Source organism: Geodermatophilus nigrescens, assembly GCF_900129495.1.
Lineage (GTDB): Bacteria > Actinomycetota > Actinomycetes > Mycobacteriales > Geodermatophilaceae > Geodermatophilus > Geodermatophilus nigrescens.
In genome coordinates, this window is the sequence record NZ_FQVX01000002.1 from 318,648 (window position 1) to 343,234 (window position 24,587).

At 76.7% G+C, this 24,587-nt stretch carries 22 protein-coding genes and 1 tRNA gene; 9 read left to right on the top strand and 14 right to left on the bottom strand.

Annotation, left to right across the window (positions count from 1 at the left end):
* Positions 1 to 2 precede the first annotated feature (2 nt).
* The 3 genes from BUE37_RS09060 to BUE37_RS09070 are packed head-to-tail and all read right to left on the bottom strand — an operon-like array spanning position 3 to position 2,513.
* Entirely contained in the window at positions 3 to 968 is a 966-nt protein-coding gene (locus BUE37_RS09060) for an NADPH:quinone oxidoreductase family protein (RefSeq protein ID WP_245794453.1), read from the bottom strand.
* Positions 965 to 1,771: an SDR family oxidoreductase gene (locus BUE37_RS09065; RefSeq protein ID WP_073419897.1), complete on the bottom strand. Its 807-nt coding sequence runs from the start codon at positions 1,769 to 1,771 to the stop codon at positions 965 to 967. The genes BUE37_RS09060 and BUE37_RS09065 overlap by 4 nt, the downstream gene beginning before the upstream one ends.
* A gap of 7 nt (positions 1,772 to 1,778) precedes the next feature.
* Complete coding sequence (locus tag BUE37_RS09070) at positions 1,779 to 2,513, bottom strand: aspartate/glutamate racemase family protein (RefSeq protein WP_073419898.1); 735 nt, start codon at positions 2,511 to 2,513, stop codon at positions 1,779 to 1,781.
* A gap of 82 nt (positions 2,514 to 2,595) precedes the next feature.
* On the opposite strand from BUE37_RS09070, the gene BUE37_RS09075 reads away from it, so the two are divergent.
* Entirely contained in the window at positions 2,596 to 3,468 is an 873-nt protein-coding gene (locus BUE37_RS09075; RefSeq protein WP_083628508.1) for a LysR family transcriptional regulator, read from the top strand.
* Positions 3,469 to 3,471: 3 nt separating this feature from the next.
* On the opposite strand, the gene BUE37_RS09080 is transcribed toward BUE37_RS09075, so the two are convergent.
* Positions 3,472 to 4,788, bottom strand: coding sequence for a M20/M25/M40 family metallo-hydrolase (locus BUE37_RS09080; protein WP_073419900.1), 1,317 nt, complete (start codon positions 4,786 to 4,788; stop codon positions 3,472 to 3,474).
* Between the two features lie 115 nt (positions 4,789 to 4,903).
* Positions 4,904 to 5,602, bottom strand: coding sequence for an SHOCT domain-containing protein (locus tag BUE37_RS09085; protein ID WP_073419901.1), 699 nt, complete (start codon positions 5,600 to 5,602; stop codon positions 4,904 to 4,906).
* Positions 5,603 to 5,714: 112 nt separating this feature from the next.
* On the opposite strand from BUE37_RS09085, the gene BUE37_RS09090 reads away from it, so the two are divergent.
* A tRNA-Leu gene (locus tag BUE37_RS09090) sits at positions 5,715 to 5,799 on the top strand.
* Positions 5,800 to 6,140: 341 nt separating this feature from the next.
* Here the strand turns inward: BUE37_RS09090 and BUE37_RS09095 are convergent.
* Positions 6,141 to 8,675 (bottom strand): excinuclease ABC subunit UvrA, encoded by a 2,535-nt coding sequence (locus tag BUE37_RS09095; protein ID WP_073419902.1) that lies wholly within the window; start codon positions 8,673 to 8,675, stop codon positions 6,141 to 6,143.
* A gap of 69 nt (positions 8,676 to 8,744) precedes the next feature.
* The gene (locus BUE37_RS09100) at positions 8,745 to 9,734 is read right to left on the bottom strand and encodes a zinc-binding dehydrogenase (RefSeq protein ID WP_245794455.1); all 990 of its coding nucleotides are present in this window, start codon (positions 9,732 to 9,734) and stop codon (positions 8,745 to 8,747) included.
* A 124-nt stretch (positions 9,735 to 9,858) separates the two neighbouring features.
* Here BUE37_RS09100 and BUE37_RS09105 point away from each other — a divergent pair, with 124 nt between their 5' ends.
* The 4 genes from BUE37_RS09105 (at position 9,859) to BUE37_RS09120 (ending at position 13,223) form a co-directional block, all read left to right on the top strand.
* Complete coding sequence (locus tag BUE37_RS09105) at positions 9,859 to 10,299, top strand: DoxX family protein (protein ID WP_073419904.1); 441 nt, start codon at positions 9,859 to 9,861, stop codon at positions 10,297 to 10,299.
* 32 nt (positions 10,300 to 10,331) lie between these two features.
* A complete protein-coding gene (locus tag BUE37_RS09110; protein ID WP_217651196.1) occupies positions 10,332 to 11,111 on the top strand; it encodes a crotonase/enoyl-CoA hydratase family protein in 780 nt (259 codons plus the stop codon).
* Positions 11,108 to 11,875 carry an SDR family NAD(P)-dependent oxidoreductase gene (locus BUE37_RS09115; RefSeq protein WP_217651197.1) on the top strand — a complete coding sequence of 256 codons (768 nt, stop codon included), beginning with the start codon at positions 11,108 to 11,110 and terminating at the stop codon, positions 11,873 to 11,875. The genes BUE37_RS09110 and BUE37_RS09115 overlap by 4 nt, the downstream gene beginning before the upstream one ends.
* Positions 11,876 to 11,981: 106 nt before the next feature.
* Positions 11,982 to 13,223, top strand: a complete 1,242-nt coding sequence (locus BUE37_RS09120; RefSeq protein ID WP_073419905.1) for an MFS transporter — start codon at positions 11,982 to 11,984, stop codon at positions 13,221 to 13,223.
* 8 nt (positions 13,224 to 13,231) lie between these two features.
* Here the strand turns inward: BUE37_RS09120 and BUE37_RS09125 are convergent, their stop codons facing one another.
* Both BUE37_RS09125 and BUE37_RS09130 read right to left on the bottom strand, forming a co-directional pair.
* Positions 13,232 to 14,857 (bottom strand): thiamine pyrophosphate-binding protein, encoded by a 1,626-nt coding sequence (locus tag BUE37_RS09125; RefSeq protein WP_073419906.1) that lies wholly within the window; start codon positions 14,855 to 14,857, stop codon positions 13,232 to 13,234.
* The gene (locus tag BUE37_RS09130) at positions 14,854 to 15,630 is read right to left on the bottom strand and encodes a cyclase family protein (protein WP_073419907.1); all 777 of its coding nucleotides are present in this window, start codon (positions 15,628 to 15,630) and stop codon (positions 14,854 to 14,856) included. Before BUE37_RS09130 ends, BUE37_RS09125 begins: the two co-directional genes overlap by 4 nt.
* 142 nt (positions 15,631 to 15,772) lie before the next feature.
* Between BUE37_RS09130 and BUE37_RS09135 the strand changes: the two genes are divergently transcribed.
* Both BUE37_RS09135 and BUE37_RS09140 read left to right on the top strand, forming a co-directional pair.
* Positions 15,773 to 16,486: a hypothetical protein gene (locus tag BUE37_RS09135; RefSeq protein WP_073419908.1), complete on the top strand. Its 714-nt coding sequence runs from the start codon at positions 15,773 to 15,775 to the stop codon at positions 16,484 to 16,486.
* Complete coding sequence (locus tag BUE37_RS09140) at positions 16,483 to 17,349, top strand: enoyl-CoA hydratase (RefSeq protein ID WP_073419909.1); 867 nt, start codon at positions 16,483 to 16,485, stop codon at positions 17,347 to 17,349. Before BUE37_RS09135 ends, BUE37_RS09140 begins: the two co-directional genes overlap by 4 nt.
* An 18-nt stretch (positions 17,350 to 17,367) precedes the next feature.
* On the opposite strand, the gene BUE37_RS09145 is transcribed toward BUE37_RS09140, so the two are convergent.
* Positions 17,368 to 18,555: a YncE family protein gene (locus BUE37_RS09145; protein WP_073419910.1), complete on the bottom strand. Its 1,188-nt coding sequence runs from the start codon at positions 18,553 to 18,555 to the stop codon at positions 17,368 to 17,370.
* A 158-nt stretch (positions 18,556 to 18,713) separates the two neighbouring features.
* Here BUE37_RS09145 and BUE37_RS09150 point away from each other — a divergent pair, with 158 nt between their 5' ends.
* The gene (locus BUE37_RS09150) at positions 18,714 to 19,259 is read left to right on the top strand and encodes a hypothetical protein (RefSeq protein ID WP_073419911.1); all 546 of its coding nucleotides are present in this window, start codon (positions 18,714 to 18,716) and stop codon (positions 19,257 to 19,259) included.
* Positions 19,260 to 19,269: 10 nt separating this feature from the next.
* On the opposite strand, the gene BUE37_RS09155 is transcribed toward BUE37_RS09150, so the two are convergent.
* The 4 genes from BUE37_RS09155 to recD2 form a co-directional block, all read right to left on the bottom strand.
* Positions 19,270 to 19,533 carry a hypothetical protein gene (locus BUE37_RS09155; protein ID WP_073419912.1) on the bottom strand — a complete coding sequence of 88 codons (264 nt, stop codon included), beginning with the start codon at positions 19,531 to 19,533 and terminating at the stop codon, positions 19,270 to 19,272.
* Entirely contained in the window at positions 19,530 to 20,594 is a 1,065-nt protein-coding gene (locus tag BUE37_RS23315) for a PD-(D/E)XK nuclease family protein (RefSeq protein ID WP_073419913.1), read from the bottom strand. The genes BUE37_RS09155 and BUE37_RS23315 overlap by 4 nt, the downstream gene beginning before the upstream one ends.
* Entirely contained in the window at positions 20,591 to 22,060 is a 1,470-nt protein-coding gene (locus BUE37_RS09165; RefSeq protein ID WP_073419914.1) for a DEAD/DEAH box helicase family protein, read from the bottom strand. Before BUE37_RS09165 ends, BUE37_RS23315 begins: the two co-directional genes overlap by 4 nt.
* Before the next feature lie 112 nt (positions 22,061 to 22,172).
* Positions 22,173 to 24,440 carry an SF1B family DNA helicase RecD2 gene (gene recD2, locus BUE37_RS09170; RefSeq protein WP_073419915.1) on the bottom strand — a complete coding sequence of 756 codons (2,268 nt, stop codon included), beginning with the start codon at positions 24,438 to 24,440 and terminating at the stop codon, positions 22,173 to 22,175.
* Positions 24,441 to 24,587: the final 147 nt, after the last annotated feature.

Consider the following 24,587-nt stretch of genomic DNA (forward strand, 5'->3'; position numbering starts at 1 on the left):
CCTCAGGGCACCAGCACCACCTTGCCGACCGTGCCGCGGGAGGCGATGGCGGCGAGCGCCCGCGGCGCCTCCTCCAGCGGCAGCACCTGCCCGATCAGCGGGTCGACGGCGCCCTCGCCGACGAGCCGCACCAGCTCGTCGTGCGCGCGGGCGACGACCGCCGGGGCCCTCCGCCGGTACAGCGCCCAGTGCAGGCCGACGACGCTGTAGTTCTTGACCAGCGCGTGGTTGGCCGGCGCCTCGGGGATGCGGCCGCTGGTGAACCCGACGACCAGCAGCCGTCCCTCGAAGGCGATGCAGCGCCGCGACCGGTCGAACACGTCGCCGCCCACCGGGTCGTAGACGACGTCGGCGCCCGCGCCGCCGGTGAGCTCCTTGACCACCGCCACGAAGTCCTCGGCGGTGTAGTCGACCACGTGGTCGGCGCCGAGCTCGCGGCACACCTCGGCCTTGTGCGCGCCGCCCGCGGTGGCGATGACCGTGGCCCCGGCGGCCTTGCCGAGCTGGATCGCCGCGGACCCGACGCCGCCCGCGCCGGCGTGCACGAGGAGCACCTCCCCCGGCTGCAGGTGCGCGCGGTGGTGCAGGCCGACGTGCCCCGTCTGGTAGGTGATCCACATCGCCGCGGCCTTCTCGTCCGACAGCGCGTCGGGCACCGGCAGGGCGTCGCGGGCGTCCATGAGCGCGTACTCCGCGAAGGCGCCCGGGCCGCCGGCCGGCGGTCCGATCACCCGCCGTCCGTCGTCGGTCTCCCCGCACAGCTCCATGCCCGCCGTGTACGGCAGCGGCGGGCGCTCCTGGTACCTCCCCTGCGCCATGAGGACGTCGGGGAAGTTCACGGCGGCGGCGCGGACGCGGACCAGCAGCTGCCCCTCGCCCGGCACCGGCCGCTCGACGTCCTCCAGCCGCAGGACGTCGGCGGGCTCGCCGAGCTCGTGCACCCGCCAGGCGCGCATGCGCCCGGTCACCGCATCGACGGCGGCCGGAGGGCCTCCGGGACGACGGCGGTCTCGCCGGTCGGCGTCTTGGCGCTGGGCACGCCCTTGAAGCGGTAGGGCACCGTGCCGACGCCGGGCTGGATGACGTAGGCGGCGCCGGGCTCGCCGTCGGTCCAGGCCATGACCATCGCGTCGGCGACCTCGGCGGCGGGGATCACCGGGAAGCTCGCGGCCTCGAACTCGTGGCGGATGCGGTCGATGATCGCGGTGTCGGCGAAGCCGGGGCAGATCGCGGTGATGGTGATGCCGTCGCGGGTCAGCCGCGGCGCCATCGACCGGACGAAGGCGATCGCCCCGCCCTTGGCGACGCTGTAGCCGGGGTCGGTGGCCATGGGCGAGAGACCCGCGAGCGAGGCGGTCACCACGATGGCGCCGCCGCCGGCGCGCGCGATCGCCGGGCGGGCGGCCTGCACGCCGTAGACGACGCCGAACAGGTCGATCTCCACCACGCGCATGAACTCGTCGAGGTCGAGGGCGTCGTCGCTCTTGGCCGCGGAGATGCCGGCGTTGAGGTAGGCGGCGTCGAGCCGGCCGTGCTCGGCCTCCACCTGCGCGACGACGGCCTCGTTGGCCGCCCGGTCGGCGACGTCGAGGGCGACGAAGGACGCGCCCAGCTCCTGCGCCACCGCCCGGTTGCGCTCGGTGTCGAGATCGGCGGCGACGACGGTGACGCCGCGGTCGCGCAGCTTGGTCGTGAGGGCGCGGCCGAAGCCGCCGGTGCCCCCGGTGATCAGCGCGACGGAACCCGGGCCGGGAGGTGTGGGAGAGGTCACCCCGGCATCACACCATGCCCTCCCGGATGCCTCCTCCGACGCCTCCCGGGACGCCCGCCGGGAGCGCCAGCGCGCGGTCGACGGCGGCGGTGACGTGCAGCCGGGCCGAGGGCAGCAGCGGCACCGGGGAGTCGTCGGGACCGAGCAGCAGCTCCAGCTCGGTGCAGCTCAGCGCGATGGCCTGCGCGCCGCGGTCGGCGAGCCGCGCCACCACCGCGCGCAGTTCGGCCCGGGTGCCGTCGGACAGCACGCCGCGGCACAGCTCGCCGAAGATCGCGGCGTCGACCCGCTCGACGTCGTCGTCCGGCGGGGTGAGCACGGTCAGCCCGTGCGCGGCCAGCCGGTCCCGGTAGAAGGGCTCGCGCACGGTGCCGGCGGCGCCGAGCAGGCCGACCACCGGCCCGGGGGCGGCGGCGGCCACCGCGTCGGCGATGTGCAGGAACGGGACGGTGAGCACGGCCTCCAGCGCCGGGGCCACCTTGTGCATGTAGTTCGTGCACAGCAGCACCAGGCCGGCGCCGGCCGCCTCCAGCGCCCGCGCCTCGGCGGCCAGCAGCGCCGCGGCGTCGTCCCAGCGGTCCTCCACCTGGCAGGCGCGCACGGCGCGGAAGTCGAGGCTGCGCACCAGCAGCGAAGCGCTGGCCAGGCCGCCGAGCCGGTCGCGGACCAGCTCGTTGGCCACCCGGTAGTACAGCGCCGTCGACTCCCAGCTCATCCCGCCGAGCAGTCCGATCGTCCTCATGCGCCCAGGCTGGCGGCCGGCGACCTCCCCCACCAGACCGCGGGATCGACCACCGGACCCAAGCGCTGCTTGGATGTCGCCCGTGGACTCCCGCCGCCTGCTCGTCTTCCGCGAGGTCGCGCACGCCGGCTCCCTGTCCGGCGCCGCCCGGGCACTGGGCTGGACCCAGCCGGCGGTGAGCCAGCAGGTGAGGCGGCTGGAGGCCGAGACCGGCACGCCGCTCGTGGTGCGCGAGGGCCGCGGCGTGGCGCTCACCGAGGCCGGCCGGCGGCTGCTGCGGCACGCCGAGGCGATCGCCGACCGGCTGGCGGCCGCCGAGCAGGACATGGCCGCGCTCACCGGGCTGGCCGGCGGGACGGTGCGGATCGCCGCCTTCCCCACCGCGGCCGCGGTGCTCGTGCCGCCGGCGCTGGCCGCGCTGCGCGAACGGGCGCCCGCCCTGGAGGTGCACTTCGCCGAGTTCGAACCGCCGGAGGCCGAGGCCGCGGTGCGCGAGGGCGCCGCCGACCTCGCCGTCGTCTTCCGGCACGAGGACGACGGCGACGACGTCCCCGGCGACCTGCTGCGCGAGCCGCTCACCCGCCACCCGGTGCAGGCCGTCGTCCCGGCCGGGTCGCCGGTGCCGGCGTCACTGGCCGACCTGCGGGAGGAGCCGTGGATCGCCGGCTGCGCGCGCTGCCGCCGGCACCTGCTGCGGTGCGCGCGGCGGGCCGGGTTCGCCCCCGACGTCCGGTTCGCCACCGACGACCACGTGGTGGTGCAGCGGCTGGTCGCGCGCGGGCTCGGGGTGGCGCTGCTGCCGAGCTGGGCCCTGGCGGTCAGCGCGCAGCCGGGCGTGGCCGCCGTCGACCTCCCCGACGTCGACGGGCGGGTGGTGGAGACCCTGGTGCGGCCCGACGCCCGGCGGGTGCCCGCCGTGGCCGCGGCGCTGGAGGCGCTGCGGGCGGCCTGCTGAGGGTCAGGCGCCGCGCAGGAACCGGTCGAGCACCCGGACGCCGAAGCGCAGCGACTCCACCGGCACCCGCTCGTCGATGCCGTGGAAGAGCGAGGCGAAGTCGAGGTCGGCGGGCAGCCGCAGCGGGGAGAAGCCGAAGCAGCGCATGCCGAGGCGCTCGAAGCTCTTGGCGTCGGTGCCGCCGCTCATGGTGAACGGGACGGGGCGGGCGCCGTCGTCCTCGGCCTTGAGGGCGGAGACCATGAGGTCGACGAGCGGGCCGTCGAACGTCGTCTCCACGGCCTGGTCGTGGACGATCCACTCGCGCTGGATGCCCTCGCCGATCAGGCCCGCGAGCTGGCGCTCGAACTCCTCCTCCTGCCCGTGCAGGAAGCGGCCGTCGACGGTGGCGCTGGCGGTGCCGGGGATGACGTTGGTCTTGTAGCCGGCGTCGAGCATCGTGGGGTTGGCGGTGTTGCGCAGCGCCGCGCCGATCATCCGGCTGATGCTGCCCAGCCGGGCGAGCGCCTCCTCCGGCTGGTCCGGGTCGATCTCGATGCCGTAGGCGTCCTCGACGGCGGCGAGGAACTGGCGCATCGGCGGCGTGAGCACGGTGGGCAGCCGGGTGGAGCCGAGCCGCGCGACGGCCTGGCACAGTCGAATGACGGCGTTGTCGTCGTGGACGAACGAGCCGTGCCCGGGCTTCCCGCCGGCGGTCAGCCGCATCCAGGCCAGGCCCTTCTCGGCGGTCTGGACGAGGTAGAGGCGCAGGTCGTCGCGGACGGTGATGGAGAACCCGCCGACCTCGCTGATCGCCTCGGTGCAGTCGGCGAACAGGTCGGGGTGCTCGTCGACCAGCCAGCGGGCGCCGAGCTTGCCGCCGGCCTCCTCGTCGGCGACGAAGGCGAGCACGATGTCGCGCGGCGGCCGCACGCCGGTGCGGGCCCAGTCGCGCACCAGCGCCAGGACCATCGCGTCCATGTCCTTCATGTCGACCGCACCCCGGCCCCAGACGTAGCCGTCGCGCTCCTCGCCGGAGAACGGGTGCACGCTCCACTCGGCCGGGTCGGCCGGGACGACGTCGAGGTGGCCGTGCACCAGCAGCGGCGGGCGGCTGCCGTCGGTCCCGGGGATGCGGGCGACCAGGCTGGCCCGCCCCCGCTCGGACTCCAGGATCTGCGAGCCGATGCCGACCTCGTCGAGCTTGCCCGCGACCCACTCCGCGGCCGCGCGCTCACCGGCGCTGGTCGAGGTGTCGCCGGTGTTGGTGGTGTCGATCCGGATCAGCTCGCCGAGCAGCTCGGCGACCTCGGACTGCGCCTGCTCGGGTCCTCGCTCCACCCGCGCGAGCCTACGGGCCCGGCTCAGCCGGCGAGCAGGTCGAACAGGGCGTCGCCGCCGAGCACACCCGCCGCCGCGCAGACGGCGTAGCCCGCCCACCACCACGCCCGGCGGGTCACCGGCCGGCCCCCTCGCCCAGGGTGGCGGCCTTCGCCGCGCGGAACTCGGCGTCGGTGAGCGCGCCGGAGGCGTGCAGGGCGGCGAGGCGCTCGAGCCGTCCGGTGAGGTCGCGGGGGTCGTCGCCGCCGGGCAGGTCGGGCTCGGCGCTTCCCCGGGACGGGCGGTGGTCCCGCAGGTGCGGGAAGGTCGTGACGACGGGCGGCGGCCCGGCCTGTGCGCGGCGGGTGCGGCGGGACCCGCGCCAGGCGCTCAGCAGGAGGAGCAGCGGCGCGGCGCCCATGAGCACGAAGACGACGCCGCAGATCAGGTAGCCGAGGCTGATGTCGCCGGCGCCCGCGGGCGGGTCGACGCCGTCGCGGAGGAACTGCCAGCCGAGGGTGAGGAACAGCGCCGGCCAGCCGAGCAGGACCGGGTTCGGCGCCTGCGCGCGCAGGGCCCCCCACCAGGTGCCGCCGAGGAACAGCGGCACGAGGACGAACAGCAGGCCGATCGTGGCGCCCGTGCCGTCGGGGCAGGGCTGGGCGGAGACGTACGGGCCGCCGTCGGCGCACGACCCGCCGACGGCGGTGACCGACCGCATGAGGCGCCAGAGCAGGGTGACCGCCGCGGCCCCGGCGGCGACGCCGACCCCGAGGACGACGGCCCCGGTGGCACGGCGCGCGGACCAGGTGGGCGGGGCGTCCGGCGGGGGCACGGCGGGCAGGCTAGGGGCGTGGGCGTCCCCGCGGGAGGGGGTCCGGCCCCCGACACGACGGGGTGCCCCTGCGGGCGGTCGGGACCCGTCGGGTAGTCTCTGTCTCGCACTCGTCCGGGTGGCGGAATGGCAGACGCGCTAGCTTGAGGTGCTAGTGCCCTTTATCGGGCGTGGGGGTTCAAGTCCCCCCTCGGACACAGCATCGCCCCGGTGTTCCTGCAGGTCAGGAGCCCGGGGCGCTTCCATGTCCGAGGGCGGGAAGGCCCCGTGACACCGGCTTGACGCTCCGCGGTCCGGTCAGCCGTCGAGGGGCGCGACGGAGCGGTCGGCGGTTCCTCGCACCATGCCGGGGTGCACGTGCGGGTGGACCGTGAGCGTGATGGTGACGTCGGTGTGCCCGACACGCTCGGAGACGCCCTGACCGGCAGGGCGACTGCCACGCGCGTGACCTCTCGCTCGGCGTCGCGTCCCGGAACAGGTCGACGGCCACCGGCCGGCTGGCCCCGTCGTCACCGGCCGGGTCAGGCCGGAGGCCGTCTCACCGGACCGCCGAGCGGCCCGACGACGGAGGGACCTCCGCCACCGGTAGCCGAGGGGCGAGGAAGCGGGCGGTCCGGCTCCCCGGCGCGGCAGCCACCCGTTCCGGCGTGCCGGCGGCCACGATCCTGCCGCCCTGGTCACCGGCACCGGGCCCGAGGTCGATGACCCAGTCGGCGTCGGCGACGACGTCCATGTCGTGTTCCACCACCACCACGGTGTTGCCCGCGTCGACGAGCTGGTGGAGCTGGCGCACCAGCAGCTCCACGTCAGCGGGGTGCAGCCCGGTGGTCGGCTCGTCGAGGACGTACAGCGTGTGCCCCCGCCGGGCCCGTTGCAGCTCGCTGGCCAGCTTCACCCGCTGCGCCTCGCCGCCGGACAGCTCCGTCGCCGGCTGTCCGAGGCGCAGGTAGCCCAGACCGACCTCCTGCAGCACGCGCAGGCTCCTGGCCACCGGCGCGAGGTCGGCGAGGAACTCCGTGGCCGCGTCGACGGTCAGGTCGAGCACCTCGGCGATGTTCTTGCCGCGGTGCGTGACCTCCAGCGTCTCGGGGTCGTACCGCGCACCGTGGCAGGTCGGGCAGGGCGAGTACGTCCCGGGGAGGAAGAGCAGCTCCACGGTCACGAAGCCCTCGCCCTGGCACGTGGGGCAGCGCCCCTCGGCCACGTTGAAGGAGAACCGCCCGGCGCCGTAGCCGCGCCTGCGGGCCTCCTCGGTGGCCGCGAAGAGCTTGCGCACCGCGTCGAAGAGCCCGGTGTAGGTGGCCAGGTTGGACCGGGGGGTCCGGCCGATGGCCCTCTGGTCGACGCGCACCAGACGGTCGACGGCCGCGGGCCCCTCGACCTGCACCGTCACCCCCGCGGTGTCCTGGACGAGCTCGTCCGCATCGGCGGTCGGGTCGTTCCCGGCGTCGTCGGCGCCGTCCCCGGCCGTCGCGGGGAAGCCGAGCCGCCGGGAGACGACGTCGGCCAGCACCTGGCTGACCAGCGTCGACTTGCCCGAGCCGGAGACGCCGGTGACCGCGGTGAGGACCCCGAGCGGGAACCCCGCCTCGACGTCGCGCAGGTTGTGCCGGTCGATGCCACCCAGCCGCAGGTGCCCCGTGGGCTGCCGTCGCGGCCGCCCGACCGGCGGCTCCCGGTCGACGAGGAAGCGCCGGGTCACCGAGGTCTCGACGTGGGACAGGCCGGCGACGGGCCCGCTGTACAGGACGCGGCCGCCCTGCTCCCCTGCCAGCGGCCCGACGTCGACGATCCAGTCGGCGCGGCGGGCCAGCGCCATGTCGTGCTCGATGACGAACAGCGAGTTGCCGGCCGCGACCAGCTGGTCCAGGACCTCCAGCAGCGGTTCGGCGTCGGCCGGGTGCAGCCCCGCGGACGGCTCGTCCAGGACGTACACCACGCCGAACAGCCCCGACCGCAGCTGGGTCGCGATCCGCAGCCGTTGCAGCTCGCCCGGTGACAGGGTCGGGGTCGTGCGGTCCAGGCTGAGGTAGCCGAGGCCCAACGTGGTGAGGACCTCGATCCGGCCGAGGAGGTCCGCCGTGATCCGCGCCGCGACGTCGGTCGCCTGCGGTGCCCGGCGGAGCGTCTCGACGAGCGCGGTCAGCGGCAGGGCGGCCAGTTCGGCGATGTTGCGGCCACCGACGGTGACGGCCAGGGACTCGGGCCGCAGCCGGCTGCCCGAGCAGACCGGGCAGGTCGACGTCTGCACGAACCGCAGGACCCGCTGCCGGATGGTCGCGCTCTTGGTGGTGGCCAGGGTGTGCAGCACGTAGGCCCGTGCGCCGGTGTACCGGCCCTGGTAGTCGCGCTGGATCTGACCCACCCCGCGGACGGGGCGCACGGTGACCTCCGGCTGCTCGTCGGTGAACAGGATCCAGTCGCGCTCGGCTCGCGGCAGGTCCCGCCACGGCCGGTCGATGTCGTGGCCGAGCTCGACCAGGATGTCGCGCAGGTTCTTGCCGTGCCAGGCCCCCGGCCAGGCGGCGATCGCGCCGTCCCGGATGCTGAGCGATGCGTCGGGGACCAGGCTGTCCTCGGTCACCAGGTGCACCCTGCCCAGACCGGAGCACTCGGGGCAGGCGCCCGCGGCGGTGTTGGGCGAGAAGGCGTCGGAGTCCAGCCGGCCGGTCGACCCCGGCGGGTGGGTGCCGGCGCGCGAGAACAGCATCCGCAGCGAGTTGGACAGCGTCGTCACGGTGCCGACGGTCGACCGGCTGCTGGGAGTGCCCCGGCTCTGCTGCAGCGCCACCGCCGGCGGCAGTCCGGTGATCTCGTCGACGGCGGGTGCGCCGACCTGGTGGATGAGCCGCCGGGCGTACGGGGCCACGGACTCGAGGTACCGGCGTTGCGCCTCCGCGTAGATCGTGCCGAAGGCCAACGAGGACTTCCCGGATCCGGAGACGCCGGTGAAGACGACCAGGGCGTCCCGCGGCACGGAGACGTCGACGTCGCGCAGGTTGTGCTCGCGGGCGCCGCGCACCCGGACGAACGGGTCCGTCGGCGAGGACGCGCGGCCCGGTTCGTCGATCACGGCTCCAGCCTGACCTCCGCCCGGGCGGGAGAGGCACGCGGGGCACCCACCCGGCCGGGCCGGCCGGCGTCAGCGGGCGGGGTCGACCACGATCATGCCGGCGACCGTCGCCCGGTCGAACACCGGCAGCAGCGCGGCCGCCTCCTCGAGGCCGATCGTGCGCTCGACCAGCCGCTGCGGCTGCAGCACCCCGCGCTCGACCAGCGCCAGCATCTCCGGGTAGTCCGCCGCGGCCATCCCGTGGCTGCCCAGCAGGTCCAGTTCCCAGGCGATCGCCCGCGCCATCGGCACCCGCGGGTGCCCGTCAACCGGCGGCAGCAACCCGACCTGCACGTGCCGCCCCCGCCGGCGCAGGCTAAGGATCGAGTCGGCGCAGGTCTGCTCGCTGCCCACCGCGTCGACGGCGACGGCGCTCCCGCCGCCGGTCAGGTCCGCGACGGCCGCCGGGACGTCGCGGCCGTCGGCGGGCACCGTGTGCTCGGCGCCCAGGTCGGCGGCCACGGCGAGGGCCCCGGGGTTGCGGTCCACCGCCACCACCCGCGCCCCCAGCGCGCGGGCGACCATGACGGCGCTCAGCCCCACCCCGCCGGCGCCCACCACGGTGACCCACTCCCCCGCGCGGACCCGCGCGCGGCCGACCAGGGCGCGGTAGGCGGTGGCGAACCGGCACCCCAGCGCGGCCGCGGCGGTGTCGTCGACGGCGTCCGGGATGCGCACCAGGTTGGCGTCGGCTGCGTGCAGGGCCACGTGCTCGGCGAAGGAGCCCCAGTGCGTGAACCCCGGCTGCTGCTGGTCCGGGCAGACCTGGGCCTCCCCGGCGAGGCACCACGCGCAGCGCCCGCAGCCGCAGACGAACGGGACGGTCACCCGGTCGCCGGCGCGCCAGCGGGTGACGCCGGTCCCGACCTCGGCCACGACGCCGGCGAGCTCGTGGCCCGGCACGTGCGGGAACACCACGTCGTCGTCGTGCCCCGCCCAGGCGTGCCAGTCGCTGCGGCACACCCCGGTGGCCGTCACCCGCAGCACCACGCCGCCGGGCGGGGCCGCGGGTCCGGGCACCTCCCGGACGAGAGGCCGGGCCCGGACCGAGTCGATCACCACCGCGCGCACCGCCCCAGGCTGCCAGCCGCGCGGGGCCCCGCCGACGAGGGACCGGCGCGGGAGGCCCGCCTACCGTGCGGGCATGTCCTCCGCCGCCCGCACCGCCGTCCGCCTCCTGCTCGGGACGGCGATGGTCGGCGCGGGCGTGCTCCACCTGACGACCCTGCGGCAGGAGTTCCAGGCGCAGATGCCGGGCTGGTTCCCCGCCGACCCGGACCTGACGGTCGTGGTCTCCGGCGTCGCCGAGATCGCCCTGGGGGCGGCCTTCGTCGCGCTCCCCCGCAGGCGGCGGCTCGTCGGAGCGCTGCTGGCGGCGTTCCTCGTGGTGGTCTTCCCGGGCAACGTCGCCCAGTACGTCGAGGGCACCGACGCCTTCGGCCTCGACACCGACCGGGCGCGGCTCGTCCGCCTCTTCTTCCAGCCCGTGCTGGTGCTGCTCGCCCTGTTCGGCGGTGGCTGGCCGGCGCGGGGACGAGGACGCCGGGGCCGCCCGCCGCGGCCGGCAGAGGACCTCCGTCGTTGACACCCGTGTCACCCCGCCCCTAGACAGGCCGGGTGGACGACGACGTCTCGCGCCGGGTGGCGCTCGAGGTGACCGACGGCGTGGCGACGGTCCGGCTGGACCGGCCGGAGAAGCTCAACGCCCTGGACCCGGCGATGTTCGAGGCGCTGGTCGCCGCCGGAACCGCGCTGGTCGACCGCGACGACGTCGGCGCGGTCGTGCTCACCGGCGCCGGCCGGGCGTTCTGCGCCGGCCTGGACCTCGCCTCCTTCGCCGCGATGGCCGACGGCAGCCGGGTCGTCGTCCCCCGCGAGCCGCTCGGCGCCGCCCGGGCGCTGGGCCAGCAGGCCGTGCACGTCTGGTCGCTGGTGCCCGCCCCGGTGATCGCCGCCGTGCACGGGTTCGCCTTCGGCGGCGGCCTGCAGGTCGCGCTCGGCGCCGACATCCGCCTCGTCGCCCCCGACGCGCAGCTGTCGGTCATGGAGGTGCAGTGGGGCCTGGTGCCCGACATGTGCGGCACCCAGATCCTGCCCGAGCTGGTCGGCCGCGACGTCGCCAAGGAGCTGGCACTCACCGGGCGCCGGGTGAGCGGCAGCGAGGCGGCGCGGCTGGGCCTGGCCACCCGGGAGGCGGCCGACCCGCTCGCCGAGGCGCAGGCCCTCGCCGCGGGGATCGCCGGGCACAGCCGCAGCGCCACCCGGGCCACCAAGCGGCTGCTCGACCTCGCCGGCCGGGTGCCACTGGCCGAGGGGCTGCAGGCCGAGCAGGACGAGATCGGCGCGCTCATCGGCTCCCCGGAGCAGGTCGCCGTCGTCCGGCGGCGGCTCGCGTGAGCGCCCTGTTCGACCTAACCGGCCGCCGCGCGCTCGTCACCGGGGGCGGGTCCGGCATCGGGCTGGCCATGGCCCGGGCGCTCGCCGGCCACGGGGCGTCGGTGGCGCTGTGGGGACGGCGGGCCGAGCGGGTGCGCGCCGCGGCCGACGCACTCGCCGCCGACGGCGCCGTGGCGCACGCCCAGCAGGTCGACGTCTCCGACGAGGCGGCCGTCGCCGCGGGCGTGCGGGAGACGGTGGCGCTGCTCGGCGGCCTCGACGTCGTCGTGGTCAACGCCGGCCTCGGTGTCCCGCTCACGCCCCTGGTCGAGACGACGGCCGCCGACTACCGGACCGTCATGGCCACCAACCTCGACGGCGCCTTCTGGACGCTGCGCGAGACCGCCCGGGCGATGGTGGAGCAGGGCACCGGCGGGTCGGTCATCGCGGTGGCCAGCCTCGCCGCCATCAGCGGCACCGCCCGCAACCACGCCTACGGCGCGAGCAAGGCGGGGCTGACGGCGTTCGTGCGGTCGGCCGCCGTGGAGCTGGCCCGGCACGGCATCCGCGTCAACGGCGTCCTGCCCGGGTGGACGGCCACCGACATGACCGCCGCGGCCCAGTCCTCGCAGGTGTTCACCGACCGGGTCATCTCCCGCGTGCCGATGGGCCGCTGGGGCCGGCCCGAGGAGTTCGGGGGCATCGCCGTCTACCTCGCCGCCGACGCGTCCAGCTACCAGACCGGCACCACGGTCCTCGTCGACGGCGGCTACGCGGTCTTCTGACCGGCCCGCGCGGGCCGGCGGGTATGCTCGTGCGGTTCCCCCGGGAACCCGTGCAACTACCTGCTGTTCGAGCAAGGCGGCGCGCTCGAACACCCCAGCAGAGGTCATGTTCCACACCCGCCGTCCCGGCAGCGCGCTGCTCCAGCACGCCGGCGTCTCCTACTTCCCCGTCGCGTTCGCCGCCCGGCTGCCGTTCGCGATGATCACCGTCGGCCTGCTCACCCTGGTCGTCGCCGAGCGCGGCTCGGTCGTCCTCGGCGGCCTCACCTCCGCCGTCGCCGGCCTCGGCACCGCGCTGGCCGGCCCGCTGCTGGGCGCGGCCGCCGACCGCCTCGGGCAGCGCCGCGTGCTCGTCCCGGTCGGGGTGGTCAACGCGGCCCTGCTCGCGGCCCTCCCGCCGGTCGTCGGCGGCAGCGCCCCGGACGCCGCCGTCCTCGCGCTCGCCGTGCTGATCGGCGTCTCCGCGCCGCAGGTCGCGCCGATGTCGCGCACCCGCCTCGTCGCCATCATCCGGCGGGCCGTCGCCGCGAGCCGCCGCGAGAAGGTGCTCACCGGCACGATGGCCTACGAGTCCGCGGCCGACGAGGTGGTCTTCATCGTCGGGCCCTTCGTCGTCGGCCTGCTGGCCACCGCGGTGGCGCCGTCGCTGGCCGTCACCGCCGCGGCGGTGCTGACGCTGGTGTTCGTGACCTGGTTCGCGCTGCACCCCACCGGCCGGGTCGACGACGCCGCGCGGGAGACGGCGGTCGCCCCGGCGCCCGCCCGCGAGCTGGCCCGCGTCCCGCTGGTCACCGTCGTCGCCGGCGCGCTCGGCATCGGCCTGTTCTTCGGCGCGACGCTCACCTCGCTCACCGGCTTCCTCGCCGCCGACGGCGACGGCGACCGCGCCGGCCTGCTCTACGGCGTCATGGGCATCGGCTCGGCGGCGCTGGCGCTCGGCTCCGCCGCCCTGCCGGCGCGCTTCTCGCTGCGCGCCCGGTGGATCGTCTTCGGCGGGCTGCTGCTGGCCGGCACGCTGCTCTACGCCTCCGCGGACTCGGTGCCCGTGCTGCTCGCCGCGCTGGCGGTGCTCGGCCTCGGCGTCGGCCCCACCCTGGTCAGCCAGTACAGCCTCGCCGCGCAGCTGAGCCCGGCCGGCCGGTCGACCACCACGATGACGATGCTCGGCTCGGCGGTCGTCGTCGGGCAGGCCACCGCGTCGGCGCTCACCGGCGGCGTCGTCGAGCGGTTCGGCGCGCAGGCCGCGCTGGCGCTGCCCGCCCTCGCCGCCGCCGTCGTGCTCGGCAGCGCGCTGGCCTCCGCCGCGGCGGCGCAGCGCTCCCCCCGGCCGGAGCCCCTCCCGGCCTGACGGCGGGGTCAGTGGCCGCGGAAGGCCTCCTCCAGCCACCACGACGGCCGGTCCCGGGCCACCTTCGCGTCGACGAGCAGCGGGGTGTCCCGCGGCCCGGCGAGCCACTCCCCCACCCCGGCCAGGTCGCCGGCCTCCCGGACGGTCACCGCCGCGAACCCGTGGCCGCGGGCGATCGCCGCGAAGTCGGTCTCGGGGAACCGCACGGTGTCCAGCGGGTGCCCGTCGGGCCCGAAGTGGTGGACCTCGGCGCCGTAGCCGGCGTCGTCGTACACGACGACGACCATGGGCAGGCCGAGCCGGACGACGGTCTCCAGCTCCGAGGCGCCCATGAGCGCGCCGCCGTCGCCGAGGGCGGCGACCGGCAGCCGGTCGGGCCGGGCCAGCGCCGCGCCGATCGCGGTGGCCAGGCCCAGCCCCACCGACTGGAACGCCTGGGTGAAGCAGAACCCGCGCTCGTCGGGGACGTCGAGGAACATGCTCGGGTAGCCCATGAAGTTGCCGGAGTCGACGGCGACGACGCGCTCGGCCGGCAGCAGGTCGTCCAAGGCGGCGGTGAGCGTCCGCGGGTCGACCAGCCCGTCGCCACCGGCGTCGTCGTAGGGCTCGTCGCGCCAGCGGCGGCGCGCGCCCAGCGCCCGGCGCACGTCGTCGGTGCGGTAGCCGGCCGCCCCGCCGTCGACGGCGGCGCCCACCGCCCGGGCCACCGCCCCGACGTCGCCGACGACCCCGAGGTCGACCGGGCGCTGCGCCCCGAGCGCCCCGGCCTCGAGGTCCACCTGGACGACGACGGCGCCGTCGGCGATCAGCCGGCCGTGGCGCGTGGTCCACATGTTCAGCGCGCAGCCCCAGCCGACGACGAGGTCGGCCCCGGCGATCAGCTCGGCGGCGACCGGGGTGGCGAAGCCGCCGGAGACGTCGAGGTCCCACGGGTCGCCGCGGAACAGCCCGCGGGCCACCGCCGACGTGGCGAGCAGGGCGCCGCACCGGCCGGCCAGCTCGGCCAGCTCGGCCCGGTACCCGCGCGCGCCGCGGCCGGCGACGAAGACCGGGCGCCGGGCCCGCCCGAGGGCCGCGGCCAGGGCCGCGACGTCCGCCGGTGCCGGCGCGGGCACGGCCGGGACCTCCGGCGCGGTCCCGGGCCCGTCGGGGGCCTCCTCGGCCTGCACGTCCAGCGGCAGGTTGAGCACGACGACGCGGCGGTCGTCCCGCGCGGTGGCGAACGCCCGGGTCGCCACCGCGATCGCGTCCCGCGCCGCGGTCACCCGCATCGGCACCGCCCCGACCGCCTCGGCGAGCGCGGTCTGGTCGACGGCGAAGTTCGACCGCGGCGAGGTCGCCTCCGCCGTCACCACCACCAGCGGGGTTCGGCTCTTGGCCGCCTCGGTGATGCCGGTCAGCGCGTTGGTGAGCCCGCAGCCCTGGTGCAGGCTCACCGCCGCCACGGTGCCGCTCATCCGGGCGTACGCGTCGGCCATCGTGGCCGCGCCGCCCTCGTGCCGGGCCGCGACGTAGCGGGCGCCGGCCGCGACCATCGCATTGGTGGCGTGGAAGTTGCCCGACCCCACCACGCCGACGACCGTGCCGACGCCGCAGCGGACGAGCGTCTCCCCGACCGCCTGGGCGACGTTCACCCGCGCTCGACCAGGGCCAGCACCCGCGCCGGCGAGCCGGACCCCGAGACGATCGGGAGCGGTGCGGCCACCAGCAGCGCCCCGGTCGGCGGCAGCCGGTCGAGGTTCTGCAGCTGCGTCAGCCCGTACTTGCCGCTGCCCATGAGGGCCGCGTGGCAGGGGAACGGCGGGTCGAAGGAGTGCGCGGCGCCGGCGTCGGTGCCGACGGTCTCCACCCCAAGGCCGATCACCGGCGCCTCCTCGGCCAGCCACCGGGCGCAGCCGGGCGAGATCCCGGGGGTGTGCGGGCCGCTCTCGTCGGCGTTGAGGAAGTCCTCCTGCGAGAAGGCCCGGGTGTCCCAGCCGGTGCGGTACAGCAGCCAGCCGCCCTCGGGCAGCGGCCCGTGAGCCGCCTCCCACTCGCGCACGTGCTCGACCTCGAGGAGGAAGTCGGGGTCCTGCGCCACCCGGTCGGAGAAGTCCAGGACGGCGGCGGGGCCCACGAGCCGGCGCACCGGCACCGAGGCGACGTCGTCGCCGTCGCGGCCGGTGACCCAGTGGTTGGGCGCGTCGAAGTGGGTGCCGGTGTGCTCGCCCGTGCGGAAGTTGTTCCAGTACCAGGCCGGGCCGCGGTCGTCGTAGCGGCTGAGCTCCTCCAGCTCGAACCGCGCCGTCTGCGCGAACGGCGGCGGCAGCTGGATGACCGGCGTCGTCGACGACAGCGGCGCGGTGAGGTCGACGACCTCGAGGGAGCCGGAGGCCAGTGCCTCGGCGAAGCTGGACAGGAGCGACATCTCGGACCCTTCTCGCAGGTGGGGGCCCAGCCAACCACCCGCGACGCCGGACGGCGGCGGCGCGTCGCCGCTGGTCGCCGCCGCTGGTCGCCGCCGCGTTGCCGGGTTTGTCGCCGGTTCCCCCGCGTGCTGGACTGGCCGCGTGGTCCGCCTGCGCCAGCTCGTGCTCGCCGCGGCGGAGCGGGCACCGCTGGAGCAGGCACTGCGCGAGCTGCTCGCCGCACCCGAGCCGCACCACGACCCCGACGTCGGCGCGTTCGGCCTCACCAACGCCGTCCTCGCGGCGGGCTGCGACTTCGTCGAGGTGGTCTCGCCCGCGGAGCCCGGCACGGCGGCCGGCCGGTGGCTCGCGCGGCACGGCGGCGACGGCGGCTACATGCTCATGGCCGACGGCCCGCCGGGGCTCCCGGCCGCCGCCCGCCTGGCCGCGCTGGGCGTGCGGGAGGTGCACCGCGCCGAGCTGCCCGACGTCGTCGACGTGCACCTGCACCCCCGGGACACCGGCGGCGTGCTCCTCGCCCTCGACACCGTCGCCCCGGCCGGGTCGTGGCGGTGGGCGGGCCCCGCCTGGACCGGGCGGAGCCCGGCGTGCGCGGGCGGGCTGCGCGAGGTCACCGTCGCCGTCCCCGACCCGGCCGCGGTGGCCCGCCGCTGGGCGGACCTGCTGGAGGTGCCCGCGGACGACGGCGCCCGGCTGCGGCTCGACGGCGGCCGCCAGCAGCTGGTCTTCGTCGCCGGGGCGGGCGACGTCGCCGCGGTGACCGCGGCGCGCCTGGCGCTGCCGGGCGCCACACCCCGCACCACCGACCTCGGCGGCGTGCGCCTCGAGGTCGTCCCGCTGGAGGAGGAGACGTGACGGACACCAGAGCGGACACCGGGACCGGCACCGAGACCGGCACCGGGACCGGCATCGAGACCGGGACCGACCACCTGCTCGCCCGGGTGGAGGACGGGGTCGCCGTCCTCACGCTCAACCGCCCCGAGCGGCGGAACGCGCTGTCCGAGGAGATGCTCACCGCCCTCGCCGCGACGCTCGCGCGGGTCGAGGAGGACGACGCGGTCGGCGCCGTGGTGCTCACCGGCGCGGGCGGCGCGTTCTGCGCGGGCGGCGACGTCAAGGGCTTCGCCGAGCGCTCACCCGGCGCGCCCGGCGCGGCGGCGGAGCGGCGGCAGCGCACGAGCCAGCGCGCCACCAGCGGGCGCCTGTGGCGGATGCCCAAGCCCACCGTGGCGGTGCTGCCCGGGCCCGCGGCGGGGGCGGGCCTGTCCCTCGCGCTGGCCTGCGACCTGCGCTACGCGGCGTCGTCGGCGGTGCTCACCACGGCCTTCGCCAGGGTGGCGCTGGCCGGCGACTACGGCAGCGCGTGGTTCCTCGTGCGGCTCGTGGGCCCGGCGCGCGCCCGTGAGCTGCTGTACCTCTCGCCGCGGCTGTCGGCCGACGAGGCCCTGCGGCTCGGGCTGGTCAACGCCGTGCTGCCACCGGACGCGCTCGAGCGCGAGGCGATGGCGGTGGCGCGCCGGCTGGCCGACGGGCCGCGCACGGCGCTGGCGTCGATGAAGGAGAACGTCGCGCTGGCGCTGACCGCCCCGCTCGACGAGTACATGGACGTGGAGGTGACCCACCACCTCGCCACCTTCGCCACGGCCGACCACGCGGAGGCCGCCCGCGCCTTCATCGAGAAGCGCGACCCGGTGTTCGGCGGGGGCGCTCCCGCCTAGGCACGGGGCGGCGCCCCGTCAGCCCGCGGCGTCGAGCAGCCGGACGGTCCCGTCGCCGAAGTTGGTGACGAGCAGCCGTCGCCCGTCGGGGGTGACCGACACGCTCGTCGGGTCGGCGCCGGTCGGGATCCGCGCGGTGACGACGCCGGAGCGCACGTCCACGACCGCGACGGTGCCGTCGTCGACGTTGGCCGTGTAGAGGTGACGGCCGTCCGGGGCCCAGGTCACGTCCTGCGGCCCGGCGCCCACCGCGGGCACGGTGCCGACCACGGCGTTCGTGGCGGGGTCGATGAGCACGACGTCGTCGCTGATGTAGTCGACCAGCGCGATGCGCGTCCCGTCCGGGGAGACCTCCAGGCTGTGCGGGCCGTCGCCCACCGGGATCGACGCCACCACCCGGTGGCTCCCGAGCTCCAGCACCGTCACCACGTCGGAGAAGTGGTTCGTGACGTAGACGGACCCCTGGTCCGGGGGGAAGGCGACCCAGTGCGGGGACGGCGGGACCTCGATGCGGTCGACCAGCGCGCCCGTCGTCGTGTCGAGGACGTCGAGGTGGTCCTCGTCGAAGTACGGCACGTAGAGGAGCCGCCCGTCGGGGGTGGTGGCCGCGGCGTACGGGCCCCGTCCGACCGGCACGGCGCCGACCCTGGTGTCGCTGCGGGTGTCGATGGTGACGACGGCGTTGACGATGAAGCCCTCGTCGTAGGCGGACACGTAGGCCCGCGAGCCGTCCGGGGCGAAGGTGACCAGCTGCGGCGGCGCCTCGGGAACGGGGATCGCCGCGACGGCCGCGCCCAGGGCGGTGTCGAAACGGATGACCGCACCGGCGGCGGGATCGGCGACGTAGGCGAACCGGCCGTCGGGCGCGATCGCCGCATGGTGCGGCGCGCGACCGACGGGGACCGCGCGACCCGGGCCGGGGCTCGCGGCGCTCGACGCCGGTGCCGGGGCGCCGAGGGAGGACGCGCGGGCCGGGTCCGACGGGGCGGAGGAGTGCCCCTCGTGCCCCTCGTGCCCGTCGCCGCCCGCGCCGGCCGAGGTGGGGGCCGCCTCCGCCTGACCCGGGGAGGCCGGGCCGCTGGGCCAGAGGAACGCGGCGACGGCGACCCCGGTGAGGAGCGCGAGCGCGAGGCCGAACGCGACGCCCCGCAGGCGGGTGCGCCTGCGGCGGTGCCGTCCGTGGGCGACCGTGTGGTGGAGGTCCATTCCGACTCGTTCCCGTCCGCTTCCCGGGAGAGCATGGTGGGCGCGCCCGGGGTCCGCGGCAAGGGGTCGGCTCCCGGCAGGTGCGACGCGCGCGACTCCGGTGCCGGCGGAGCGCGGCTGCCGCGACCTGTCGGCGGGACGCTCTACCCTCCCTGGGCGTGAGCGACGGGCCGGACGCCGAGGACCCGCCCGGCGATCCCGCGCAGCTGACGGCGTACGAGCTGTGGGAGCACACGCGGCGGGCGGGTCAGCGGGTGACCGCGGCCGGCGAGCGTCTCGTGGCCGCCCGCTCGGCGCGGGACCGCGTGGCGCTGGCGCCGGGTTTCCTGCGGCCGGTGCGGCAGCTGCTCACCCTGCGCCTGGTCGCCGTCGCCCGGGCCCGGCGCCGGGCGTTCCCGCTCCAGGTGCCGCCGGCCGGCGCCTCGGGCATCGCCTCGCTGTGGGCGGAGGTGTTCTGGGCCTCGCGGGCCCGCTCGCCCGACGACGACTCCGGCGTCCTCCAGGCGGCCGACGTGTCGATCCGGGGGCTGCTCGCCCTCGAGCCGGCGGACCTCGCCGACCTCGACGCGGTGCGCGTCTGGTGGGAGCGGCTGGAGGAGGTCGAGGCGACCCTCGACGGGCTCGACGTGGAGGCCCAGGCGGCGGAGGAGCTCCACCGCTCCGTGGCCGAGGAGGACCGGCAGGAGCGCCGCGGGGCGTCCTGACGCCGCCCGGTCACCCGCCTGGGCGGGTGGCCGCGGCTCCCGGGTCGGCCGGGACCCAGCCGGTCCGGCCGTGCAGCGGCGGGGTCTTGGTGCCGTCGGTGAACCAGACGACGACCCCGCCGGAGGTCCGGCAGCGCGCCCGCACGACGCGCACCCGGCCCTCGCGCCCGCTCCGGGACGGCCGGACCAGGGGCAGGCCGAAGTCGGTGCCGACGACGTCGCCGGTGAGGACCGCCTCGCCGGCGGCCAGGGCGTTCGTCGGGACGGTGGTCACGGTCGCGCCTCCTGCTCCGGCCGGGTGGGGTCGCGGGTGACCCGGATGGTGCGCGGGCTGCGGACCCGGCGGGTGGGCACGACCTCGCCGAGCTCGGTCAGCCGCTCGACGGCGGCGTCCTTGTCGACCTGCTCGCGCAGGACGCCCCCGGACCACTCGCAGTGCAGGTCGTCGGCCGGCCCGGACCGGCCCCGCAGCCGCTCGCGCGCGTACTCCTTGTGCCGCCGGGCCTCGTTCTCCGCCGCCCGCCAGGCGTCGTAGTCGTGCACGGCCCCGACGTAGTCGCGGTCGGTGACCGTGAGCCGGGACTGGCGGGAGACGTCGCCCTCGGTCTCCGGGTCGACCGGCGGGCCCCAGCAGGCGTCGAGGAACGGGCACCAGTCGCACATGGTGTCCACGCCGGGGCCGAACCCGTCGCGCGGGACGGCGTCGACGCCCTCGTCCTCGACGGTGGCGTAGACGTCGCTGAGCCACACGATGGCCTCGGCGGTGAGCGTCGGGTCGTGCTCGGCCTCGAAGACGACGTCCTCGCCCGAGTCGCGGGACAGGTACCGCACGCGCAGCCCGTCGACGTCCTGCGCGGTGCCGGCCTCGAGCCGCCGGTCGGCGGTCTGGCCGGTGCGCAGCAGCCAGGCGTAGACGGCGACCTGGAACCAGTGCTTGGTGGGCACGCCCCGGGTGAGCACCCGCTCGAAGCCGAAGCGGGAGGTGGTCTTGAGGTCCTCGACCACCGGGGCGTGCCACCAGTCGCAGCGGCCCTTGACCTGCTCGCCGCGCAGCGCCACCTCCGTCAGCCCGCCGTACTGGCGGCGCAGCGCCCGGAGCACCCCGCGGTGCAGCTCGGTGCCGAGGAACGCCTGCAGGCCGGTGCGGGTGTTGGTGGGCCGTCGCCGGGCGACCCGGTAAGCCGCCCGGCGCCGGCACTCGCCGAGCTCGGAGGCGCCGATCATCCGCTGGCGGGACCGGGCCCGGCGGCGGTCGAGGTCGCGGACCGCCGCCGCCAGGCTCGGGGCCGCCCGCCGCTCGGCCGTGGTCGGGCGGGCGGGCAGCACCGCCGTCATGCGGGGATCTCCTGCTGCCCGACCGACTGGCCGCTGCGCTGGGTGGCGATGACGTCGCGGACCAGCGCGGTCAGCCGCTTGGTGGCCACGTGCTCGACCGGCCGGCCGAACCGCTCGGCGATCTGCCCGTCGGTGACGCCGAGGCTCTCCAGGCTGGCGAGCACGCCGCGGCGGGCGGCGGTGAGCCGGCGCTCGCCCGGCTCGTCCGGGGTCGGCGAGGGCTCCAGCAGCGGGTTGACCGGCGCGGGGGCCTCCTCGGTGCGCGGCGCCATCGCCGCGGCGGCGGCCCGGGCGGCCTCGACCACCGCGGCCGGCGTGGTCGGGGCCGGCGTCGTGTGCGCCTGCGCGGCGACCCGGCGGCGGCCGGCGGGGTGCTTGGCCATCGACGCCTCGAGGAACTGCTCGTGGCGCGCCTGGATCAGCTCGGCGACGGTGTAGGAGCCGCCGTCGGTCGGGACCTCGACGCCGAGCAGCGCGGCCCGGTTGGCCTCGCCCCACACGTCGCGCAGGGCGTCGTCGTCGGCGGCGTCCTCGATGCGGGACACCAGCGCGGCGACGTCCGGCTCGGTGCCGGTGCCGGTGCGGCGCTCGGCCCGCGCGGTGCGCGCCTCGTCCTCCCGCTCGTGCTCGAGCAGCCCGCCGCCGTGGAAGGCGACGAGGTCGCGCACGTGCGCGGTGCCCGGGTCGCACCGGAGCGCGTCGAAGACCAGCCACTCGAGCAGCCGCCCGTCGGCCTTCTTGTCGGTCACCTCGCGGGCCGGGTCGTCGTTGGGCTTGATGCCCACGTGCACGCTGCGCGCGCCGACGATCAGCGGACGGCGCCCCCGGCGCAGCCGCACCCACACGCTGGCGGCGTAGGGGAACTCCCGGTGCATCTGCACCGACCAGGTCTTCTGGCCCTCGATGGGACGGCCGTTGGCGTCGACCTCGGTGACCTCCTTGCCGCGGGCGGTCACCACGACGATGCCCGGGAAGGTCAGCAGCTCGGTCTGCAGCTTGCGCCAGCGGGAGCCGGCGTCGTTCCACAGGTTCTGGCTGATGGTGATCTCGGCGTTGGGGTCGCGCTTGAGCAGCTCGCGGTTGCGGGACGACCTCGCGGCGCGCGCGCTCGCCCAGTCCTTGAGCCCGTCCCAGATGGCCGAGCCGGTGTCGATGCCGAGGACGACCGGCTTCTCGCCGGCGTCGGCCGCGCGCCGTGCCTCGGCCTTGACCGCCTGGACGGCGGCCAGCACCTGGGCGTACGAGCCGTCGTGCTCGACGAGCTCGTAGCGGGCGCCGGGGATGGCGCCGTACTCGTCGCCGGCGCCCTCGTTGAGGTCGATCCAGTAGAGCGGACCGATCCGGTCGCTGGTGCTCAGCTGGGCCAGTGCCCAGCTCTTGCCCGCCTTCTCCTCGCCCTCGAGGAGGACGCACGGCCACGGGACGCGGCCGGTGGGCTTGCGGGTGGGGAGGCCGGAGATGGCCATGGTGTGCTCCTTGCCGACACGGGGAAGATGTCGACCCGGACGCTACGAGCGGGGTCTGACACATCCGGTGCCGTTCCGCAAGCCTTTCACCCGCTCGGTGGGAACGCGCAGGTCAGGCGGCCGGCTCGGCGTGTCGGTGTTCGCCGTCGGCGTAACCGTCCCGCTGCGGCGGCCGGCCGCGGAGCCGGGCGGCGAGGCCGGTGTGCCGCAGTCCGGACCCCGTGGTGCGCACGGCCTGGGCCAGCGCCCGCGGCGAGCCGACGAGGACGACGAGCCGCTTCGCCCGGGTGACCGCGGTGTAGAGCAGGTTGCGCTGCAGCATCGACCAGGCGCCGGTGGTCAGCGGGACGACGACGCACGGGTACTCGCTGCCCTGCGCGCGGTGCACGGTGACGGCGTAGGCGTGCACGAGCTCGTCGAGCTCCGCGAAGCCGTAGGGGATCGTCTCGTCCTCGTCGGTGACCACGGTGAGCACCTGCGCGGCCGGGTCGACGGCGGTGACGACGCCCTGGGTGCCGTTGAAGACGCCGGTGCGGCCCTTGTCGTAGTCGTTGCGGACCTGGCTGACCTTGTCGCCGACGCGGAACACCCGCCCGCCGTGGCGCTTCTCGGCGCCGTCGGGACGCGCCGGCGTGAGCGCCTCCTGCAGCAGCTGGTTGAGCGCGGCGGCGCCGGCGGGCCCGCCGTGCACGGGGGTGAGCACCTGCACGTCGCGGCGGGGGTCGAGGCCGAACCGGGCCGGGATGCGGCGGGCGACGACGTCGACGGTGAGCCGCGCGGTCTCCTCGGCGTCCTCGGTGGCGAACAGGAAGAAGTCGTCGTGGCCCTGCACCTGCGGCGGGGTGCCGGCGTTGATCCGGTGCGCGTTGGCGACCACACCCGACCGGCTGGCCTGGCGGAAGACCTGTGTCAGGCGCACCGACGGCACCGGCGAGCTCTCGGCGAGCAGGTCGCGCAGCACCTCGCCGGGGCCGACCGAGGGCAGCTGGTCGGCGTCGCCGACCAGCAGCAGGTGCGCCCCCGGCGGCACGGCCCGCACCAGCTTGTTGGCCAGCAGCAGGTCCAGCATCGAGGCCTCGTCGACGACGACCAGGTCGGCGTCCAGCGGCCGGTCGCGGTCGAAGCCGGCGTCGCCACCGGGCCGCAGCTGCAGGAGCCGGTGCACGGTGACCGCCTGGGTGCCGGTCAGCTCGGTGAGCCGCCGGGCCGCCCGGCCGGTGGGCGCCGTCAGGACGACGCGGGCGCCCTCGGCCGCCGCCAGCGCGACGATCGAGCGGACCGTGCTGCTCTTGCCGCACCCCGGGCCGCCGGTGAGGACGGCGACCTTCTCGGTCAGCGCCAGGCGCACGGCCTCGCGCTGGCCGGGCGCCAGCGCCATGCCGGTGTGCCGCTGCAGCCAGGAGGTCGCGTCGTCCCAGTCGGCGTCCGCGAAGGCCGGCAGCCGGTCGGCGTCGGCGGCCATGAGCCTCCGCACGCCCGCGGCCAGCGACACCTCCGCGCGGTGCAGGGGGACGAGGTGGTAGCCCACCGTGGGCGGCCCGCCGTCGGCGGCCGGGTACTCCTCGCGGACGACGGCGGCGTCGGCGACCAGCAGGGTGAGGCAGATGGTGACCAGCCGGGCCGGGACCTCCAGCAGCTCGACGGCGCGGGCCACCAGGTCGGCCTCGGGCAGGAAGCAGTGGCCCTGCCCGGTCGCCTCGGACAGCACGTGCCGCAGGCCGGCCTCGACCCGCTCGGTGCTGTCGTGCGGGATGCCGACGGCGGCGGCGACGGTGTCGGCCGTCCGGAAGCCGATGCCCCACACCTCCGCGGCCAGGCGGTAGGGCTGGGTCCGGACGACGCGGACGGAGGCGTCGCCGTACTCGCGGTGGACGCGGACGGCCAGCGAGGTCGACACGCCCAGCTCCTGCAGGAGGAGCACCACCTCCTTGACGGCGCGCTGCTCCGCCCAGGCGGCGGTGATCCGGCCGGCCCGCTGCGGACCCAGGCCCGGGACCTCGGTCAGCCGCCCCGGCTCCTCCTCGATCACCCGCAGCGCGTCGGCGCCGAGGTGGTCGACGATCCGCTCGGCCAGGCGCGGGCCGATGCCCGGGACCAGGCCCGAGCCGAGGTAGCGGCGGATCCCCTGCACCGTCGCCGGCAGCACGGTCGTGTGGTCCTCGACGTGGAACTGCCGGCCGTGCTGCGGGTGGGCGCCCCAGCGCCCGCGCAGGCGCAGCGTCTCCCCCGGCTGCGCGCCGAGCAGCGGGCCGACGACGGTGACCAGGTCGCCGCCGCGGCCGGTGTCCACGCGGGCCACCGTGTAGCCGGTCTGCGGGTTGGCGTAGGTGATCCGCTCCAGGGTGGCCTCCAGGACCTGGCCCGCCCGCGTCTCCCCCACCTGCCGTCCCCCCGCTCGCGCGTCGTCCGTCCTCCGACGACCGAGCGTCCCAGCGGGCGGGGACAGTCCGCGTTGCCGGCCGCCGCGAGCCGGAACTGTCGGCGGGTCTCCCTAGCCTCCGGGTGCTCACCTGAGCGATGCACCGAC